This is a genomic window from Dietzia sp. ANT_WB102, from assembly GCF_008369165.1.
GTDB lineage: Bacteria > Actinomycetota > Actinomycetes > Mycobacteriales > Mycobacteriaceae > Dietzia.
The window spans coordinates 2,146,200-2,164,040 of record NZ_VOBA01000001.1 but is presented as its reverse complement, the minus strand read 5'-3'; the positions used below and the strand labels follow the sequence as shown (position 1 = coordinate 2,164,040).

Here is a 17,841-nt window from a genome sequence, read left to right as displayed (position 1 = left end):
TAGACTGGCTAGTGTCACCGTCTCGGGAGGAGCTCCAGTGGTCGAGGTCGCCGTCCCGTCAGGGCTACCGTCCGGACGTCGTCGCCCCCTCCGCCGCCCGCCGGCGCTGCCCACGTGGCTCGCCAAGACCGTCATGGCGGTGACTGGGATATTCTTCAGCGCCTTCGTCGTCGCGCACATGATCGGAAACCTCAAGGTGTTCGGAGGCGCGTCGGGATTCGACGGCTACGCCACCTGGCTGCGCACGCTGCTGTACCCGCTCGTCCCACCCGGGGGCGTCCTCTGGGCATTGCGCATTGTGCTGGTCGTGAGCCTCGTCGCGCACGTCTGGTGCTCAGTGTTGCTGGTGCGTCGGTCGCGCGCGGCCGCTGGCCAGCACCGGCGGCGTACGGGACTGACGATTGAGTCTTTCGGCGCGCGTTCTATGCTCCTCACCGGTGTCGTGTTGCTGCTGTTCGTGGTGTTCCACGTCCTCGACATGACCACAGGCACCGCCCCTGCCGCCCCGCATACGTTCGAACACGGGTCTGCGTACGCCAACCTGGTGGCCAGTTTCTCCCGTCCCTGGGTGGCCGCGTTCTACGTCGTCACCATGTTGTTTTTAGCCCTGCACATCGCCCACGGGATCCGCACGGCGGCCGGTGATCTGGGGGTGACCGGTGTCAGGGGCCGTGCTGCGATCACGTCCGTGGGCGGGATCGCCGCCGTGGCCGTCCTACTCGGCAATGCCGCCATACCCGTGGCGGTCCAGGTCGGTTGGCTGTCGTGAGCTTCTCGTTGCCCCCGGTACTCGTCCCCGGCGCGCAGCCGGGAGACATCCTGTCCCCGGGCATCCCAGAGGGCGACCCCGCCACCGCATGGGCGCGGCAGCGCGATTCGTACCGGCTCGTGGCGCCGGCCAACCGTCGCCACTTCCACGTGGTGGTCGTCGGCACCGGCCTGGCCGGGGCGGGTGCGGCGGCTGCGCTCGGGGAGCTCGGCTACCGCGTCACGGCGTTCACGTACCACGATGCGGCCCGCCGCGCGCACTCCGTCGCCGCCCAGGGCGGGATCAACGCCGCCCGCGGCCGGCGAGTGGACGGCGACTCGGTCGCCAGGTTCGTCGCGGACACGGTCTCGGGTGGGGACTTCCGAGGGCGGGAAGCCGAGGCGTTCCGCCTGGGTGAGGAGTCGGTGCGGGTGATAGACCACTTCTCCGCCATCGGGACCCCGTTCGCCCGGGAGTACGGCGGGGTGCTGTCCACTCGGTCCTTCGGCGGGGTCCAGGTCTCGCGCACCTACTACTCCCGCGGGCAGACCGGCCAACAGCTCCAGATTGCGGGTGTCCAGGCTCTGCAGCGGCAGGTCCGCGCGGGCACCGTGGCACTGCACACGCGTCATGAGATGCTCGACCTCGTCGTCGACGACTCGGGGTGCCACGGGGTGGTGGTACGTGACCTGGTATCGGGCTCCATTCGGGCCGTGACCGCGCACGCGGTCGTCCTCGCGACAGGGGGGTACGGGACCGTCTTCCACGATTCCACGCTCGCTGTCCACTCCAACGCCTCCGCGGTGTGGCGCGCACACCAGCGGGGCGCGCTGTTCGCCTCACCGTCGTTCGTGCAGTTCCACCCGACCGCCCTGCCCAAGGACAACCACTGGCAGGCCAAAACGATCCTCATGAGCGAGTCGCTGCGCAACGACGGCCGCGTCTGGGTGCCGCGCCGCGACGGCGACGACCGGGACCCGGGGAATATCCCCGATTCTGACCGGGACTTCTTCCTCGAGCGCCGCTACCCCGCTTTCGGCAACCTCGTACCCCGGGACGTGGCCTCGCGCGCGATCACCGCCGAGATCCGAGCCGGACGCGGGGTGGGCCCGCGACGCAACTCGGTGTACCTCGACTTGCGTGATGCCCTCGCCCGCGACGGTCGCGGGAAGATCACCGAGCGATACGGCAACCTGTTGGAGATGTACTCGCACGCCACCGGTGAGGACCCGTACACCGTGCCGATGCGCATCGCCCCGACGTGCCACTTCACGATGGGCGGACTGTGGAGCGACTACGACCTGCAGACCTCCGTCCCCGGGCTGTTCGTCGGCGGCGAGTGCGGCGCGGGTTACCACGGCGCCAACCGACTCGGGGCCAACTCTCTGCTCAGTGCAAGCGTCGACGGCTGGTTCACGCTGCCCTACTCGGTGCCGGCGCACCTGGCCACGCGGCTCGGGGACGAGCTGCCGGACGACGACGACGAGGTGGTCATGACCGCCGTATCCCGCGCCCGCGAGCGTGTGCGGAACCTGCTTGCCGTGGGCGGCTCCACCGGCCCGGAGCACTTCCACCGGGAGCTCGGCGAGATCCTCTACACGGGCTGCGGGGTCACGCGCACGGCAGAGGGGCTGTCCCGAGCCATCGACCGCGTTCGGGACCTGCGGGCCCGCTTCTGGACCGACCTGCGCGTCACCGGCTCCGGCAGCCATCTCAACCAGGTCCTGGAACTCGCCGGCCGGGTGGCCGACTTCCTGGAGTTGGCCGAACTGATGTGCGTCGACGCACTGGACCGCGATGAATCGTGCGGTGCTCACTTCCGAGACGAGCACCAGACCTCCGGAGGCGAAGCCCTGCGGGACGACAATCGCTGGCGATTCACCTCGGCCTGGGCCTCGGAGGGGGACGATCGTGGCGGTCCGAGGTCCTTTACCCGACACGCCGAGCCGCTGGAGTTCTCGGCGGTTTCCCCCACGACGAGGGACTACCGATGAGGCGGACACCGTGAGACTGAATTTGCGCGTCTGGCGACAGGCCGGGCCCGACGAGGCCGGCCGCTACGAAGAGTTCGAGGTCCCCGACGCGCGACCGGGAATGAGTGTCCTGGAGTTGCTCGACGTACTCAACGCCGGGCTGGTCGACGAGGGCGTGGAGCCGGTGGCGTTCGACTCCGACTGCCGCGAGGGGATCTGCGGGGCCTGCGGTGTCACTGTCAACGGTCGCCCACACGGCCCCGCGGAGAACACCCCGTCGTGCCATCAGCGGCTCGAGTCCTTCGCCGACGGTGACACGGTACGGATCGAGCCGCTGCGAGCGGCGGCCTTCCCGGTCATTCGGGATCTGGTGGTGGACCGGTCGGCCCTCGACGATGTGGCCGGGGCGGGTGCCCACGTGTCGATCGCCACCGGGACGGCGCCGGACGCGGACTCGACCCTCCAGGACCACGACACGGCCGAGGCCGCCTTGGACCTCGCCGCCTGCATCGGCTGCGGGGCGTGTGTCGCGGCGTGCCCCAACGGCTCGGCGAACCTCTATGTCGGAGCGAAGCTCGGACACCTCGCCCTCATGCCTGTCTCGGCACTCGAACGAGCCCCCAGGGCCCGTGAGATGGTTCGCGCCGCCGACGAGGAGTTCGGCCCCTGCTCCCTGGCCGGGGAGTGCTCGCGGGTGTGTCCGGCGGGAATCCCGCTGCGCGCGATCGGTGCGGTCAACAGGGAACGGCTACGCGCGGTGTTCCGTCGCTCCTGACCGACCGCGGTGACGCCGCGGCCTCCCGAGGTCGCGTCCGGAGGATGTCCTTCGCCCGAGCCACTGCGTGTTCGCTCAGGCGAGGGCAAGAACCACCACGCCGAGCAGGACTGCCGCGGCGGCGACGGCCCCGAGCAGGGGCGCCGTCGACTGACGCGGCAGTCGCTCACCCGGAGCGAGCGCGACGCCGACGGCCAATGCGATTCTCGGTGGTGAGGCGATGATGGCGAACGACCCGGCGACGTTCTGCCCGGCGAGGGCGATCATCGGATCCGCGCCCAGGCCGGTGGCCGCGGTCGTGGTCGCGGCGGAGAGCATCGCTGCCGCGCCCATGTTCGTGCCTGTGAGGTACCCGCCGAGCGCTCCCACCGCGGGGATCGCGGCGATGAAGCCGGCACCGGACAGCTGGGCCGTGGTAGCCAGATGGCCGGCCATGCCCGTCGACGCCATGACGACGCCGAGAATGACGAACACGATCGCATTCCCTGCAATCGGCAACCATCTCCTCACCCCGCGCCACACGAGGCCCCACCGTTCGGAGGCGGGCAGGCCCGCGGTCGCAACGGCGGCGGCCACCGCGATGCACAACCAGAGTGCAGGACTGGCGGTCCAGCGGAGCTCGCTCCGAGCATCCGTGGCCGCCGATAGGGCGGTCGCGGAGAGGATGCCGCCGACGATAACGAAGTAAGGAACCCCGGCCAGGAGAAGTGGTCGGGTCACACGCGGCAGCGGGCCGCTGCCTAGGCGTCTGATCCCGAGCAGACCGGCGATGACGACGCCCGCGGCCAGGACTCCGGCCAGTGGCGTCCCGACGAGGAGATTCGCGGCGAGCAGCGCGCCCCACTGGGTCAGGACTACCGCGACGGCCAATGCGGCCTGCCCGAGGTCCGGTCGCCCGATGTTGAGACCCACCACCGCCGTCATGCTGACCACCAGCACGGGCAGACTCAGCAGCGCCGACCACACACCGAGCCCGCCGAAATCCTGACCTCCGAGCTCCGCGGCGACGAGAGTGCCCGGGGCGAGGGAGCCCCACGGCACCAGCACCAGGCCGAGCAACCCCGAGACGACGGCCTTGACTGGGGGGAGTCCGAACCGGATCAGCAGCGGGGCGGTGATGACCACCCCGAGGCCGAACCCGGTGACCGATTCCATGAACGGCGTCAGTCCGAACACCAGCAGGAACAGGGGCGCGGTGCGATCAGCACCTCGCTCAGCGCTCTCGAGCCACGCGGCGATCCGGTCCTGTGCACCGCTTCGGCTCATCGTCTCGGCGAGTCCGACCCCACCGAGGAGGATTACCGCGATCTCCACGACGGTCGGAGCCATCCCTGATGCCGCGGCCGCGATGTGTGGACCGTCGAGCGGGAACTCGGAAACGGAGCCGATTAGCGCGACGAGCAAGCCCAGGACACCGGCCCATAGCGACGGCACCCGAAACGCGAGCAGTGCCAGAACGACGACGATGGGGGCGAGGGCGACCAGGAAACCCACCAGCCCCGGCGTCATCTCGCCTCAGTGTGGTCGTCCAGGCACAGCACGCGCGCAGCGCGGGCAAGGCTCGTGTCCACGAACAGTTCTGACTGAGTCATGACCCCCTCGTGCCATTCCGCAGACGGCGAGTCATCATCGCATGCGCTGCGAGATGACCTTGGAAATGCCGTCGCCCTGCATCGATATGCCATAGAGCACGTCGGCCACGTCCATCGTCGGCTTCTGGTGGGTGATCACAATGAGCTGGCTGGTCTCACGCAGCTGCTCGAACAGTCCGATGAGTCGGCGCAGGTTGGTGTCGTCCAGGGCCGCCTCAACCTCGTCCATCACGTAAAACGGGCTGGGGCGGGCCTTGAAAATAGCCACCAGCATCGCCACCGCGGTCAGCGACTTCTCGCCACCGGAAAGCAGTGACAGTCGCTTGACCTTCTTCCCGGGCGGTCGTGCCTCCACCTCGATACCGGTGGTGAGCATGTCCTCGGGCTCGGTGAGGATCAGCCGGCCCTCCCCGCCGGGGAAGAGCACCGAGAACACGGTGCGGAACTCGCGCTCGACGTCGACCCATGCTTCAGTGAATATCTGCTCGATGCGTTCGTCGACGTCGTCGATGACCCCCTCCAGATCGGCGCGCGCCTTCTTGACGTCGTCGAGCTGGGTCGACAGGAAGGCGTAGCGCTCCTCCAAGGCCGCGAACTCCTCCAATGCCAACGGGTTGACCTTGCCCAGGGTGGCCAGGTCCTTCTCCGCCCGCTTGAGGCGCCGCTCCTGTTCGGCCCGCACGAACGGCATTGGCGGCGGAGGGGTCACCTCCTCACCGCGTTCGCGCGCGGCTTCGTACTCCTGCATCTCCAACGCCGACGGCGGCAGGTCGATTTCGGGGCCGTACTCGTCGACGAGGGCCTCCGGTTCTATCCCGTGGCGATCCAGCACGGCCGACTCGAGCTCTGACACCTTGACCTCGAGCTGAGCACGGACGATTTCGTCGCGGTGGGCGGCGTCGCCCAGTCTGGTGACGTCGGTTTCCGCAGCAGCGAGGCCCGTACGTAGCGCGGCGACGCCGGCGGTGGCTTCGGCACGGGCGGCCGAGAGCCGATCCCGTTCCGCCCCGGCGGCAGCGATGAGCTCGTCGAGCCGCGCGAGCAGACGTCCACTGAGCTCGTCGACCACGCCTGCGACTTCCGCCCCACGGCGACGTTCTGCAGCCGCCCTAGCCGCCCGGGCCCGAGACTCCCTCTCCGCCTGCGCGGCCCGCCGGAGGGACGCCGACTTTCCGCGAACGCCGACGGCTCGCTCCTCGGCGGATCGGTGCGCGAGCCTGGCCTCGAGCTCCGCGGCCCGGGCCGAGGCCACAGCCGCCTGTGCGGCGCTGCGCCCGTCGTCCTCGGGCTGGTGGATCTCGTCGTCGTCCTCCCCGGCCCTGGCGAGCCGGTCGGTGAGCTCAGCGTGCTCGGCGCGCGCCGCGTCGAGCTTGTCCACGGCGATCCTGCGGGCCTGCTCCAGACGCCGCACATCGGCCTCCGCACGGCGGCGACGCTGCCCGATACGAGCGAGCTCGGCGTAGATCTCCTCTATCGCCGCGTCAGACTCGCTGATGGCGGCGAGCGTCTCGGAGAACCGGTCCGCCCGCTCGATATCTTCGGCTTCGGCGCCGGCGAGCTCGGCGCGGGTGGTCTCGATCTCGGTCCGCACCGCGTCGCGGTCGGACACTGCGGCGTCGATCGCCGATTGGATCTCCAACCCGGTGCGCCCCGACGCGGACCCGCCCACGGTCCACCCTGCCCCGGCCAGCTCTCCGTCCCGGGTCACCGCGCGCACCCGGCGGTCCGCCTCGACCTGAGCATGGGCGGTGATCAAGTCGTCAACGACCACCACGTCGACCAACAATGCGGTCACCGCCGCCACGAGATCGTCGGGGACATCTACCACGTCCAACGCCCATCGGGCGCCTCCGACCAAGTCTACTTCCAGCCGATACTCCGCGCCGGGTTCCCCGGCGCCCACGAGTCCTGCACGGCCCGCGTCGGCCTCACGCAGCGCCGCCAGGATCTGTTGTCGGTCCACGGAGGTGTCCACGACCACCGCGTCGACGGCCGGGCCCAGGGCCACGCCCACGGCGCGTTCCCAGCCGTCCTGCACGCCGAGCATCTCGCCGACCGTGCCGGCGACGGCCTCCGGCTTTAGGTGTCGCAGGATCCACTCGGCACCATCGCCCGCGCCCTTGTTCTGCTCCAGAGTCTCGATCCGGGCTGCAAGACGCGCGATCCGTTGGTCGGCATCACGCTCAATTCCCTGCAGTTCCGCTAGCCGGGTCCGGGCCGCCGAGTGAGCGCGCTCGGCCCTGGCGAGGTGTTCGTCGAGCGTCCGCTCACTCTCCTCATGGGCCCCGATTCGCGCGTGCACGGCGTCGAACTCGGCCTCGGCGTCTGCCACGGCAGCGCGTGCGGTCACCGCCTCGGCGTCCAGCCGCGCGATCTCGGTCTGGGTCGACTCCACCCTCGCGGCGAGGGTCTCGACCTTGCCGGCGAGCCTGGCCACACCCTCCCGGCGATCCGCGATAGCCCGGACGGCCTTGAGATGCTCGGCCTCAAGCTCGGCGAGCGCTGACTCGGCCTGCTGGAGCTCCGCCGTCGCCCGGCGTGCCCGGTCGGCGGCGCCGTCGACCTGAGAGACGAGTTCTTGTTCGTGTTGCGCAGCCCGCTCGGCCTGGCGATCGAGCTCGTCCGGATCGGTGCCGTGATGGACGGCGACCTCGGCAGCGAGTGAGCGAGCGCGGTCGGAGGCGATCCGGGCGGTGGCACGGGACCGTTCGGCCAGCGTCGACAGGGCGAACCACCGCTGTTGAGCGGCGTCGGCGTCCGGGGTGAGCCGGTCGAGCTCGGCCTGTGTGTCGGCCACAGCGCGCGCCAGCTCGTCCCTGCGGTCGACGGCCTCGGCAACCTGGTCCGCGAGTCGGGAGCGGACGCTCTCGGCGTCGGCGAGTTCGCGCCGACGGGTCACCAGGTCGTCTGCCGCCAGTCGAAAGGTGGCGTCCCGCAGGTCTGCCTGGATGGTCTGCGCACGTCGGGCGACCTCTGCCTGCCGGCCCAGCGGCTTGAGCTGACGCCGCAGCTCGGTGGTCAGGTCGCCTAGCCGGTCCAGATTGCCCTGCATCCCGGCGAGCTTGCGCTGTGCTTTTTCCTTGCGGCGTCGGTGCTTGAGGATGCCCGCAGCCTCCTCGATGAACGCCCTACGCTCCTCCGGCTTGGATTCGAGGATTTCGGCGAGCTTGCCTTGGCCGACGATCACGTGCATCTCGCGTCCGATGCCAGAGTCCGACAGCAGTTCCTGGACGTCCATGAGTCGGGCGCGGTCGCCGTTGATCTCGTACTCAGCGGCCCCGTCGCGGAACATCCGCCGGGTGATCGACACCTCGGCGTAGTCGATCGGCAGGACACCGTCAGAGTTATCCAGTGTGAGGGTGACCTCGGCGCGTCCGAGGGGCTGCTTCCCCGCGGTGCCCGCGAAGATGACGTCCTGCATCTTCCCGCCCCGGAGTGATTTGGCGCTGTGCTCCCCCATCACCCAGGTCAGGGCGTCGACGACGTTCGACTTGCCGGACCCGTTGGGGCCCACCACGCAGCAGATGCCGGGCTCGAATCTCAGGGTCGTCGGCGCCGCGAAGGACTTGAAGCCCTTGAGCGTCAGCGACTTGAGATACACGGTTATCGATCCTAGGTCAGCGTTCGACGAATCCTGGGAGTCCGCCCCGGGCTGGCTCCCAGGTGTCGACGACGAGGTCTACTCGGCCGGGGGTATCGCCGTCGCGAAGGAGTCCTAACAGTTCCCGGCACGCGCCCTCAGGTCCCTCTGCCACCACATGGACACGCCCGTCCGGCCTGTTGGCCGCGTACCCGCTCAGACCGAGTTCGAGCGCACGACTACGGGTCCACCAGCGGAACCCCACGCCCTGGACGTGGCCGTGAACCCAGGCGATCAACCGGGTCTGGCCTAGCTCCGGTGAGCTCATCCCGCATTGCCCCCGGCGTCGGCACCGGCGCTGGTGTCGAACCGCAGCTCGATCTCGGTGCCTGCGGTCAGGGTCCGTCCGACCGTGCAGGCGGCGTCAACCGAGCGGCGGATCATGTCGATCACCCGATCGGCCATCTTGGGGTCGAGGGCGGACAGGTCGAGCTCATAGGTCTCTTCCAGTCGCGGGTACCGCTCGTCCTCACGGTCAGCGTCCCCGGAGACGCGAACAGTAGCGGCGTAGTCGTCGCCGAGTCTGCGGGAGATCGTGAAATCCGACGCCATGGCCGTGCATGCTCCCAGCGCGATCTTGAGCAGCTCACCCGGGGTGAATACGCCATCGACTCCGGCCGAACCGATCTCGACGCGGGCCCCCCGCGAGGACAACCCCACGTAGCGACGCGTACCGGTCCGCTCGACGCGGAGATCGGGGTCGGGGTGCGCAGCCTGCTGCGCCGGCGTGAGCGAGGTGGTGGTGGGCGTCGTGTCGGTCATGCGGTCATCGTACGGCCGGTCCGCCCGGGGTCCGGCCGCGCCGTGGCGCGCGGGACCGGCGGGGCGCGGGCTGGCAGACCGGGCAGAAATGTGAGCCACGATTCATAAAGTTCTCCCGTACCACGGGCGATCCGCATCGGGTGCACGGTAGACCGGCGCGCCCATACACATCCAATGACCGGTCGAAATACCCTGACGCCCCATTGACGTTGACATACAACGCATCGAATGAGGTACCGCCAGCCTCCAGCGCGTCGGCCATCACCTCGTGGGCGTTCTCGAGGACCCCGGTGACGGCCCGGAGCGTGACCGCGCCGGACCTCCGGCGGCCGTGGAGTCCCGAGCGCCACAGGGCCTCGTCGGCGTAGATGTTGCCGATCCCCGACACGACTGTCTGGTCGAGAAGTAACCGCTTGATCTCGGTGTCCCGGCGCCGGATCGTCCGGGCGGTGGCGAGGGCGTCGAAACCGTGCTCGAACGGGTCCGCCGCGATGTGGGCGGCCGGCGCGGGCAGGAGCTCACCGGTACCGTCGAGTGCCTCTGCCAGCGGCACGACCGTCCACCCCCCGAAGGTCCTCTGGTCGACGAACCGGAGTTCCTTGCCGTCGTCCAGTTCCGCCCGCGCATGCATATGTCGCACTGGCGGGGCGCCACCATCGGTGACCAACATCTGCCCGCTCATACCCAGGTGTACGAGCAGGCAGTCCGCGCCCACTTCGTGGTCGGAGTCAAGGGTGAGCCACAAGTACTTGCCGCGTCTGCGAGCCCCGCTGACGGTGCGGCCGGTCAAGCGCGCGACGATCTCCGGCGCGCCGCCCGGCTGCCGACGTGCTGTCCTGGAACCGGTGACCTCGACCGTCGAGATCACGCGCCCCACGACGTGGTCGGCCAGCCCTCGGCGCACGACCTCGACCTCGGGTAACTCGGGCACGTCAGCCGGGGATCCCGTCCAAGGCGGCCCACGCTTGCTCGGCGGCTTTCTGCTCCGCCTCCTTCTTGGTACGGCCGGTCCCCTCACCCAGCGCCGCGTTGCCCACGAACACCACGGCAGAGAACAGCTTGTCGTGATCCGGCCCGGTCGAGGAGATCTCGTAGCGCGCCTTGGGCCTGCTCAGGGATGCACATTTCTCCTGAAGGCTGGTCTTCCAGTCCAGGGCTGCCCCGAGTTGCGGTACCACCTGCAGGCGGTCGCCGATGATGCGTTCGATCAGTCGACGCGCAGTCTCAAGCCCGTGCGTCAGGTACACGGCACCGAACACCGCCTCGAGGGTGTCGGCGAGGATGGAGTGCTTGTCGCGGCCGCCCGTCAGCTCCTCACCGCGGCCGAGCTGGAGGTGTGCGCCCAGTCCGCCGGGGCCGAGCTCGCGGGCGATGTCCGCCAGGACATAAGTGTTGACCAGGCTCGCGCGGATCTTGGCAAGGTCGCCCTCCGGGCGGTCCGGGTATGCCCCGTAGAGGTACTCCGTCACCACCAACTCGAGCACGGCGTCCCCGAGGAACTCCAACCTCTCGTTATGGGGCAGGCCGCCGTGCTCATACGCGTACGAGCGATGGGTTAGCGCCTGGGTGGCGAGCTCGGTGGGCAGGACGACGCCCAGAACCGAGTCCAGCGGAGACGGCTCCTCCGTCACGCCTGCCCCTCGCTGGCCCCGGTCGTGCCGAACTTCTCCGCCAATCCGGCCCATCGGGGGTCGATCCGGCCCTCCTCATCGCCGGAGACGCCGTCCGGTGCGGGGGTGTCGGGGTTGATGCACTCGTCGTGGCCGTAGCCAGTGCAGGTCGGCGACATGGGGAACTCCAGGCCGAACGCGTCGATGAGCGCCGGCTCGAGGTCGAGCAGGTCCCCGTCCAACACACGCACCTCGTCCTGTGCAGCGGCCTCCGCCGCAGCGGTCCCGGGTGCTGCGTACATCTCGGTCAACTCCACCCCAACCCTGGTGGAGAACTCGCCCAAGCAACGCGCGCATTCGACCTCGGCCCGGCCGCTCACCGACCCGGTGACCAGCACGCCCTCTTCGACGAACGTGAGCGTGAGGTCGAGCTCGACTTCTGTGCCCGCGGGGATCCGGATGAGTTCCACGCCGATAGCCGAAGGCAACACGGCGCCGCGCTGCACCGGCACCATCGAGCCGGGCGCGCGGCCGAGGACGCGGGTGTCGAGGACGAGCGAATCAGCGGCGGGACGGCCGTGGCGGGGGGTACGGGAGGTGGTGGACACGCCCAGCAGACTACCCGCCGATGTCAGTAGTCCTCGTAACCGTCACCGTAACGCTCGTCCTGGCGCCCCCCTCGTCGACCGGTGGTATCCCGCCGTCCGGTCGGGGCGACCCCGTGCATCTCCTCGCGCCCCCTGCTCACCGTCCGAAGCGTGGTGCCGAGGAACTCCTCGAACCGGGCCATCTTCTCGTCAATGTAGGCGTCGCATTCCTCGCGCCGGCGTTCACTCTCGGCGTGAGCCGCGTCGCGGACCCGCGCCGCCTCCTCGTCGGCGATGCGGACGACCTCGGACTCAGACAGCATTCGCTGCTGCTCTTGGCGGGCCTCGGTGATCGTCCGGTCGTAAAGGATGTTCGCCTGTTCGACCAGGCGGTCGGCCTCCGCTCGGGCGCGGGTCGTGGTGGACTCGGCGTCCCGTCGCGAGCGGTCGAGCAGTTCCGCTGCCTCGGCGCGGGCATCCCCCACCAGTCCATCGGCGTGTGCGGTGGCCTCGGCGACCATGCGGTCAGCTCGGGACTTGGCGTCGGCGAGCATCGCGTCCGCGTCCTCACGCGCCTCGCGCAGGGCCCGGTCGGCCTCGGCGTCGGCGGCGGTGACCGTCTCGCGGGCAGTCGCGTCGGCCTCCGCGAGCACCCGGTCGCGCTGGTCCAACACGTCCTGGGCGTCGTCGAGTTCGCCCGGGAACGAGTCGCGGATGTCGTCGAGCAACAAAAGGGACTCGTGCCGGGGAACCACACAGTTCGCGGTCATGGGCAGACTGCGGGCGTCCTCGATCATCGCGTTCAGCTCATCGAGGGCCTGGAACACTCGGTACACGCTCGTCCCTTCACCGGATCGTCACACTTATCCCACCAGTGTGCCCGCAACACACAGCGTCGAGCCGGTGCGTGGGCGGTGTGTCCGGCAGGTCCGACGCGGGGAGCCCCGCCCGCCCCGACTCCGTGGGCTCAGCCCAGGCGTTCTCTCAGTGCGATGGCGACCGGGTCCGGCAGCAGGTGCGAGACGTCGCCTCCGAGCCGGGTGACCTCGCGGCACAGCGAGGAGGAGACGAACGCCAGGTCGGCCCTGGTGGGCAGGAACACTGTGTCGATGCCCGCGATAGACCGGTTCATGTGGGCCATCGGCAATTCGTAGTCGTAGTCAGTGGAGTCACGCAGCCCCTTGATCACGGCGGTGGCACCCTGCTCTCGGCAGTAGTCGACGAGCAGACCGTAAAAGCTGTCCACCCGCACCCCGGGAATGTCCGCGCTGACCTCGTCGATCAGCGCCTTGCGCTCGTCAATCGAGAAAGTGCCCTGCTTGTTGGGGTTGGCGACCACGCACACGATCACGTCGTCGAACAATTCGGCCGCACGCCGGATGATGTCGAGGTGCCCGAGGGTCACCGGGTCGAAGGAACCTGGGCACACGACGGTCGTCATGGTGCGACCGTATCAACCCGTCGAGCCATCTCGACCGTGGTCTCGCCGTAGTTGCGTTCGAACTCCACCTCGTAGCCGTTCGGCCATCGCACCGCCGGGTACCTCTTCGATCGCTCCCACACCACCAGCGCGTCCTTCGCCAGCCAGCCACCAGCGAATAGTGCGCTCAGTACCGGCTCGTCCAGTTCCGCGGACCGCTCGTACGGGGGGTCGGCCAGGACGAGGTGGAAGCCGCCCTCGACGGGGCATGGTCCCCGGACCGCAGCGGGAAGTGGCGCCCGTTTCACCGTGACGCGGAGGGAAGACGACGAGGACGACGCCCCCGCTGTGTTCTTCTTCAGGCACGCCACCGCCCGGTGGTTCTCCTCCACGAACCACGCCACGTCGGCTCCTCTGGAGACGGCCTCGAGTCCGAGGGCACCGGAGCCTGCGAACAGGTCGAGAACGGCGGCGCCGTCCAGGTCCACCCGGCTACCGATTGCGCTGAACAGCGCCTCGCGGACGCGGTCCGTGGTGGGCCTGGTGCCGGTCGGCGGCACGGTCAACGACAGCCCGCGCAGGCGGCCGGAAATGATGCGGGTCATGTCTCCCCCGGTAATCGGTAACGCAGCAGTCAATATCGGAAAAGTCAGTATCGGAACAGGTAGTCGGATTCCTCGGAGCCGGCCAGTCGCCTCACCCGCTCAGCGAGCGCCGGGTGACCGTGCAGTCCCGGGTCTGTCCCCAAGATCTCGTCGGCGTAGCGGCGGGCGATCTCGATCACCTCGCCGTCGTCCACCACCGACAGCAGTCGCAACGCCGAGAGCGCACCGGACTGAGCATCCCCGAGGACGTCTCCCTCGCGGCGCTGCACGAGGTCCAACTGCGCCAGAGCGAAGCCGTCCGTCGTGGCCGCCACCGCGTCGAGCCGTTCCATCGACCGCCCCCCTGTGTGGGAGTTCGTCACCAGCAGACAGAGACCTGGCAGGCCACCCCGGCCCACCCGGCCACGCAGTTGGTGCAGCTGACTCACACCGAAGCGCTCGGCGTCCATGACCACCATCACGGTGGCTTCGGGTACGTCCACGCCCACCTCGATGACGGTCGTGGAGACGAGCACGTCTAGTCCGCCGGCCGCGAACGATGCCATGGTGGCGTCCTTCTCCTCCGGCGGGAGTCGGCCGTGCAGGAGACCGATCCTCAGCCCGGCCAGTGGTCCGGTGGAGAGGTAGTCGCGCAAGTCCACTGCGGCGGCCAGCGGCGGTTTGTCGCTGCCCCTATCGTCGCCGCCCTCATCGTCGTCGCCGGCGTTCACCGCGTCGTCGGCGTCGATCCTGGCGCACACCACGTATGCCCGGTGGCCCGCGTCCACCTCTTCGCGGACCCGGTCCCAGGCCCGCTCGAGCCACCGCGGTTTCTCCCGCGCCGGTACGACGGAGGTGGAAATGGGACGGCGCCCACCGGGGAGTTCCTGCAGTTCGGAGACCTCGAGGTCCCCGAACACGGTCATAGCAATGGTGCGTGGTATCGGTGTCGCGGTCATGACCAACAGGTGCGGCACAAGACCTTCGCGCCCCTTGGCGCGCAGTCGGTCGCGCTGCCGGACACCGAAGCGGTGCTGTTCGTCCACCACCACCAGGCCCAAGTCAAAGAACTCTACCGAGTCCTGGATCAGCGCGTGGGTCCCGACGATGATGCCGGCCTCCCCGGTGACGATGTCGAGCAGCGCCGCCCGCCGCTGCGTCGTGGACATCGATCCCGTGAGTAGCACCACGTGGGTGGCCTGTTCGGCGGCTCCCAACCTGCCCCGCTCACCGAGATCGCCGAGCATCGCCGTCAGGGAGCGGTGGTGCTGGACTGCGAGGACCTCCGTGGGGGCTAGCAACACGCACTGCCGTCCGGCATCGATCACCTGGAGCATGGCCAGCAACGCCACCACGGTCTTGCCCGATCCGACTTCGCCCTGCAGGAGCCGGTTCATGGGCTCGTCACGGGTCAGGTCCGTCGAGATCTCCTCCAGCACCGACTCCTGCCCGTCAGTGAGGTCGAACGGCATCCGCGCCTCCATAGCCGCCCTGAGTCCGTTCCCGCGCAGCGGACTGGCCGGCGCCGGGTCCCGGGCAGCGAACCGGCGTCGCGCGCCGAGCAGCAACTGCAGGGCGAGCGCCTCGTCGAAGCGCAGCCGGTACCCGGCCTGGTCCTTCTCGCGCGAGTTCTCGGGGAGGTGGGCCTTGCGCAGCGCCTCGTCCAAGTCCATCAAACCGGCCGCCGACCGAACCGTCGCGTCGAGCGGATCCACCACCGGCACCAACGCCCGAAGTGCAGTGACCACCGCGCCGAGCAGGTCCCAGGAGGTCACGCCTTCCTTGGCGGCGTACACCGGCAGCAACGGCCGGTCGAACAAGCTCGGTCCGCCCTCCGCATCGATCTCCTCTGACAGTCGCGCCAGGGCGGCGAGATCTCCGGACCCCTTGAGTTGGCCACCTGCGCCGGTGACCGGACGCAGGACGAGGAACTCGGGATGCTTGAGGTCCAACGAACGCCGAAAACGCGAGACGGTGCCATCGAACATCGCCAAGGTCCCCACCGGGAGCATGAACTTGATCTTGCGACCGGCGAAGAACACCACCCGGAACGTGGTGTCGCCGTCCTCCACGGTCAGCGTGAGCATTTCACGCATCTGACGCTGCTTGGTCTGATAGTTCCGGGTCTGCGCGGTGGTGACCTTTCCGATGACCGTCACCCGCTCGCCGTCGACCAAGTCCCGCTTGTCGTAACGCTGTCCGTGCTGGCGATACCGACGCGGCAGGGTGTGCAGCAGGTCACCGACGGTTCGATGACCGAAAGCCGTGGTGATCCGCTCCGCGAGACCGGCGTCGAGGACGTCGGAGAGCGGGGTATCTGTGGTGGCGAGAGTCGTCATTCGACCCCAACATGGGCCACAGCCCGTCCGCGCCCGGCGGCGTAACCGACCACCTCGATATCCGGGTGTCGAGACCGCAGCCGCGACAAGGCCGACTCGGTGGCCCCCTCGTCGTAGTCGTCGCCAAACAGCACCGTGACGAGTTCGCCTCCCGAAGAGAGCATCCTCTCGACGAGCGCACACACCGCGTCGACGGCGTCCTTCTCGATCAGTGCGACGTCGTGCCCCACCACTCCGAGCAGGTCGCCGGCCGTGCACCGCCCCACCAGCGTCAATGCGTCCTGCTGGGCCCTCTCAAGGTGGGCGTGGCGGGTCCCCGACGCAGCGTCGGCCATGGAGAACCCGTCCAGCGACAGGGTTGTCGTGGGGTCGTGCACGGCAAGGGCCGACAGCCCCTGGACCACCGAACCGGTCGGAAGGATCAGAGCATGACCGACGGAATCGCGCAGGGCGGCGTCGAGTGCACCAATCTGCTCTCGGGACAGTTCGCCGTTGGGCAGCACGAGCAGTTCATCAGCATCGACGGAGAGCACCGCGTCGATCACCCCCTGCCCGCTGTCGCCGGGATCGACTGTCTCCGCCCCGGCCTCGGAGAACAGTTCCGCCAGCGGCCCCTTCGGCACGATCGCGACGACCCTGCGCAACCCGGTGTCGCCCGGTCGCCTACCCCCTCCGCCGTAGTCCCCGCCATGGGCGGGCCGCAATCCTGCCGGGTCGAGCATGTCCGTCACCCGGATCTCAGTGACCCGGCCGAGCGGCAGGGCCGTCTCGATCGCTGCGCCGATGTCGTCGGTGTGGACGTGCACCGCCCACCTGGCGTTGGCGCCGGAACCGCCGTCGCCGACCACCCCCACACTGTCGCCCACCATCCGCAACGCCGTCCGTAGTTCGTCGGCGCGCGCATCATCGGAGTGGGTCAGGGAGTACATCACCTCGTAGCGGGTTCCGGCTCCCTCCTCCGATTCGGGACCGGGCACGGACAACGTCGCATCCGCAGCGGGACCCGGCGGGATGAAATAGGCAGGCCGCTCGGGGGTCTCCCCCACCAGCACCTCGACCATGGCGTCCAGCAGGACCAACAGCCCGCGACCCCCGGCGTCAACGACACCGGCCCTGCTCAGCGCAGGCAACTGTGAGGTGGTCCGATCGAGTGCCTCGGCCCCGCCATCCGCGGCCGCGCGGGCCACCTCGACCAACGAGGCCGCCGAGGAACGGCCCGCTGCGGCCGCGGCTTCCCGGAGCACCGTCACGATTGTCCCCTCGACCGGCTCGCTCAACGCGTGGTCGACGAGCGTCACCGCGGTCCGCAGCGCGCGCCGGTAGGTGGAGGCGTCGACCACGGTGAAGGTCGCAGCCTCGCCGACCGCCCTCAGCACCTGGGACAGGATCACCCCGGAGTTCCCGCGGGCACCGTGCACGGCCCCGTGACCGAGCGCGACGGCGATCTCACGGGCGCCCGCCGTGCCGCCGCCCTCGGTGATCCACGCGTCCTCGCCCTCGGCCCGGTCCACGGCGGCCCGCATTGTGTACAACAGGTTCGTGCCGGTGTCGGCGTCTGGCACCGGAAAGACGTTGAGGGCGTTGATCTCCTCGCGATGCGCGGCGAGTTGCTCGACGCACCGCCTGGCCCAGGTGAGTAACCCGTGCGCGTCGAGAGTCGAGGGTCTGCCTTCGACATGTGTCGACTCCTGGGTCATCACCCCTCCTCACAGGTCGCTTGCCGCTGCGGTCGCCTTCCCGGCCAGCGCGGCCAAGCCTAGTACCCTCAGCACTCGACAGCTGTCCGACTAGCCGAGCCGGCCGCCATGACC

At 69.3% G+C, this 17,841-nt stretch carries 15 protein-coding genes; 3 read left to right on the top strand and 12 right to left on the bottom strand.

Annotated features, from left to right (window positions below; genetic code table 11):
* The first annotated feature begins 37 nt into the window (after positions 1 to 37).
* The 3 genes from FQ137_RS09935 to FQ137_RS09925 are packed head-to-tail and all read left to right on the top strand — an operon-like array spanning position 38 to position 3,496.
* Positions 38 to 769 carry a succinate dehydrogenase cytochrome b subunit gene (locus FQ137_RS09935; protein ID WP_370452350.1) on the top strand — a complete coding sequence of 244 codons (732 nt, stop codon included), beginning with the start codon at positions 38 to 40 and terminating at the stop codon, positions 767 to 769.
* Between the two features lie 8 nt (positions 770 to 777).
* Positions 778 to 2,742: a fumarate reductase/succinate dehydrogenase flavoprotein subunit gene (locus tag FQ137_RS09930; RefSeq protein WP_223146515.1), complete on the top strand. Its 1,965-nt coding sequence runs from the start codon at positions 778 to 780 to the stop codon at positions 2,740 to 2,742.
* Between the two features lie 10 nt (positions 2,743 to 2,752).
* Complete coding sequence (locus FQ137_RS09925; RefSeq protein ID WP_149292237.1) at positions 2,753 to 3,496, top strand: succinate dehydrogenase/fumarate reductase iron-sulfur subunit; 744 nt, start codon at positions 2,753 to 2,755, stop codon at positions 3,494 to 3,496.
* Positions 3,497 to 3,571: 75 nt separating this feature from the next.
* Here FQ137_RS09925 and FQ137_RS09920 read toward each other — a convergent pair whose 3' ends face one another.
* The 12 genes from FQ137_RS09920 to FQ137_RS09865 form a co-directional block, all read right to left on the bottom strand.
* Positions 3,572 to 5,005 (bottom strand): L-lactate permease, encoded by a 1,434-nt coding sequence (locus FQ137_RS09920; protein ID WP_149292236.1) that lies wholly within the window; start codon positions 5,003 to 5,005, stop codon positions 3,572 to 3,574.
* Positions 5,006 to 5,122: 117 nt separating this feature from the next.
* Entirely contained in the window at positions 5,123 to 8,689 is a 3,567-nt protein-coding gene (gene smc, locus FQ137_RS09915) for a chromosome segregation protein SMC (protein WP_149292235.1), read from the bottom strand.
* A 16-nt stretch (positions 8,690 to 8,705) separates the two neighbouring features.
* On the bottom strand, positions 8,706 to 8,996 hold the full coding sequence (locus FQ137_RS09910) for an acylphosphatase (RefSeq protein ID WP_149292234.1): 291 nt from the start codon (positions 8,994 to 8,996) through the stop codon (positions 8,706 to 8,708).
* The gene (locus FQ137_RS09905) at positions 8,993 to 9,490 is read right to left on the bottom strand and encodes an OsmC family protein (RefSeq protein WP_149292233.1); all 498 of its coding nucleotides are present in this window, start codon (positions 9,488 to 9,490) and stop codon (positions 8,993 to 8,995) included. The genes FQ137_RS09910 and FQ137_RS09905 overlap by 4 nt, the downstream gene beginning before the upstream one ends.
* A gap of 4 nt (positions 9,491 to 9,494) precedes the next feature.
* Positions 9,495 to 10,421 (bottom strand): bifunctional DNA-formamidopyrimidine glycosylase/DNA-(apurinic or apyrimidinic site) lyase, encoded by a 927-nt coding sequence (gene mutM / locus FQ137_RS09900; protein ID WP_149292232.1) that lies wholly within the window; start codon positions 10,419 to 10,421, stop codon positions 9,495 to 9,497.
* Between the two features lies 1 nt (position 10,422).
* Positions 10,423 to 11,121, bottom strand: coding sequence for a ribonuclease III (gene rnc / locus FQ137_RS09895; RefSeq protein WP_255583942.1), 699 nt, complete (start codon positions 11,119 to 11,121; stop codon positions 10,423 to 10,425).
* Entirely contained in the window at positions 11,118 to 11,708 is a 591-nt protein-coding gene (locus FQ137_RS09890) for a DUF177 domain-containing protein (RefSeq protein ID WP_149292230.1), read from the bottom strand. Before FQ137_RS09890 ends, rnc begins: the two co-directional genes overlap by 4 nt.
* A 23-nt stretch (positions 11,709 to 11,731) precedes the next feature.
* Positions 11,732 to 12,523, bottom strand: a complete 792-nt coding sequence (locus tag FQ137_RS09885) for a DivIVA domain-containing protein (protein WP_149292229.1) — start codon at positions 12,521 to 12,523, stop codon at positions 11,732 to 11,734.
* Between the two features lie 131 nt (positions 12,524 to 12,654).
* Entirely contained in the window at positions 12,655 to 13,128 is a 474-nt protein-coding gene (gene coaD, locus FQ137_RS09880; RefSeq protein WP_149292228.1) for a pantetheine-phosphate adenylyltransferase, read from the bottom strand.
* Positions 13,125 to 13,712 (bottom strand): 16S rRNA (guanine(966)-N(2))-methyltransferase RsmD, encoded by a 588-nt coding sequence (rsmD, locus tag FQ137_RS09875; protein ID WP_149292227.1) that lies wholly within the window; start codon positions 13,710 to 13,712, stop codon positions 13,125 to 13,127. Before rsmD ends, coaD begins: the two co-directional genes overlap by 4 nt.
* Before the next feature lie 44 nt (positions 13,713 to 13,756).
* Positions 13,757 to 16,030, bottom strand: coding sequence for an ATP-dependent DNA helicase RecG (gene recG / locus FQ137_RS09870; RefSeq protein WP_149292226.1), 2,274 nt, complete (start codon positions 16,028 to 16,030; stop codon positions 13,757 to 13,759).
* Positions 16,027 to 17,727: a DAK2 domain-containing protein gene (locus tag FQ137_RS09865; protein ID WP_149292225.1), complete on the bottom strand. Its 1,701-nt coding sequence runs from the start codon at positions 17,725 to 17,727 to the stop codon at positions 16,027 to 16,029. The genes recG and FQ137_RS09865 overlap by 4 nt, the downstream gene beginning before the upstream one ends.
* Between the last annotated feature and the right edge of the window lie 114 nt (positions 17,728 to 17,841).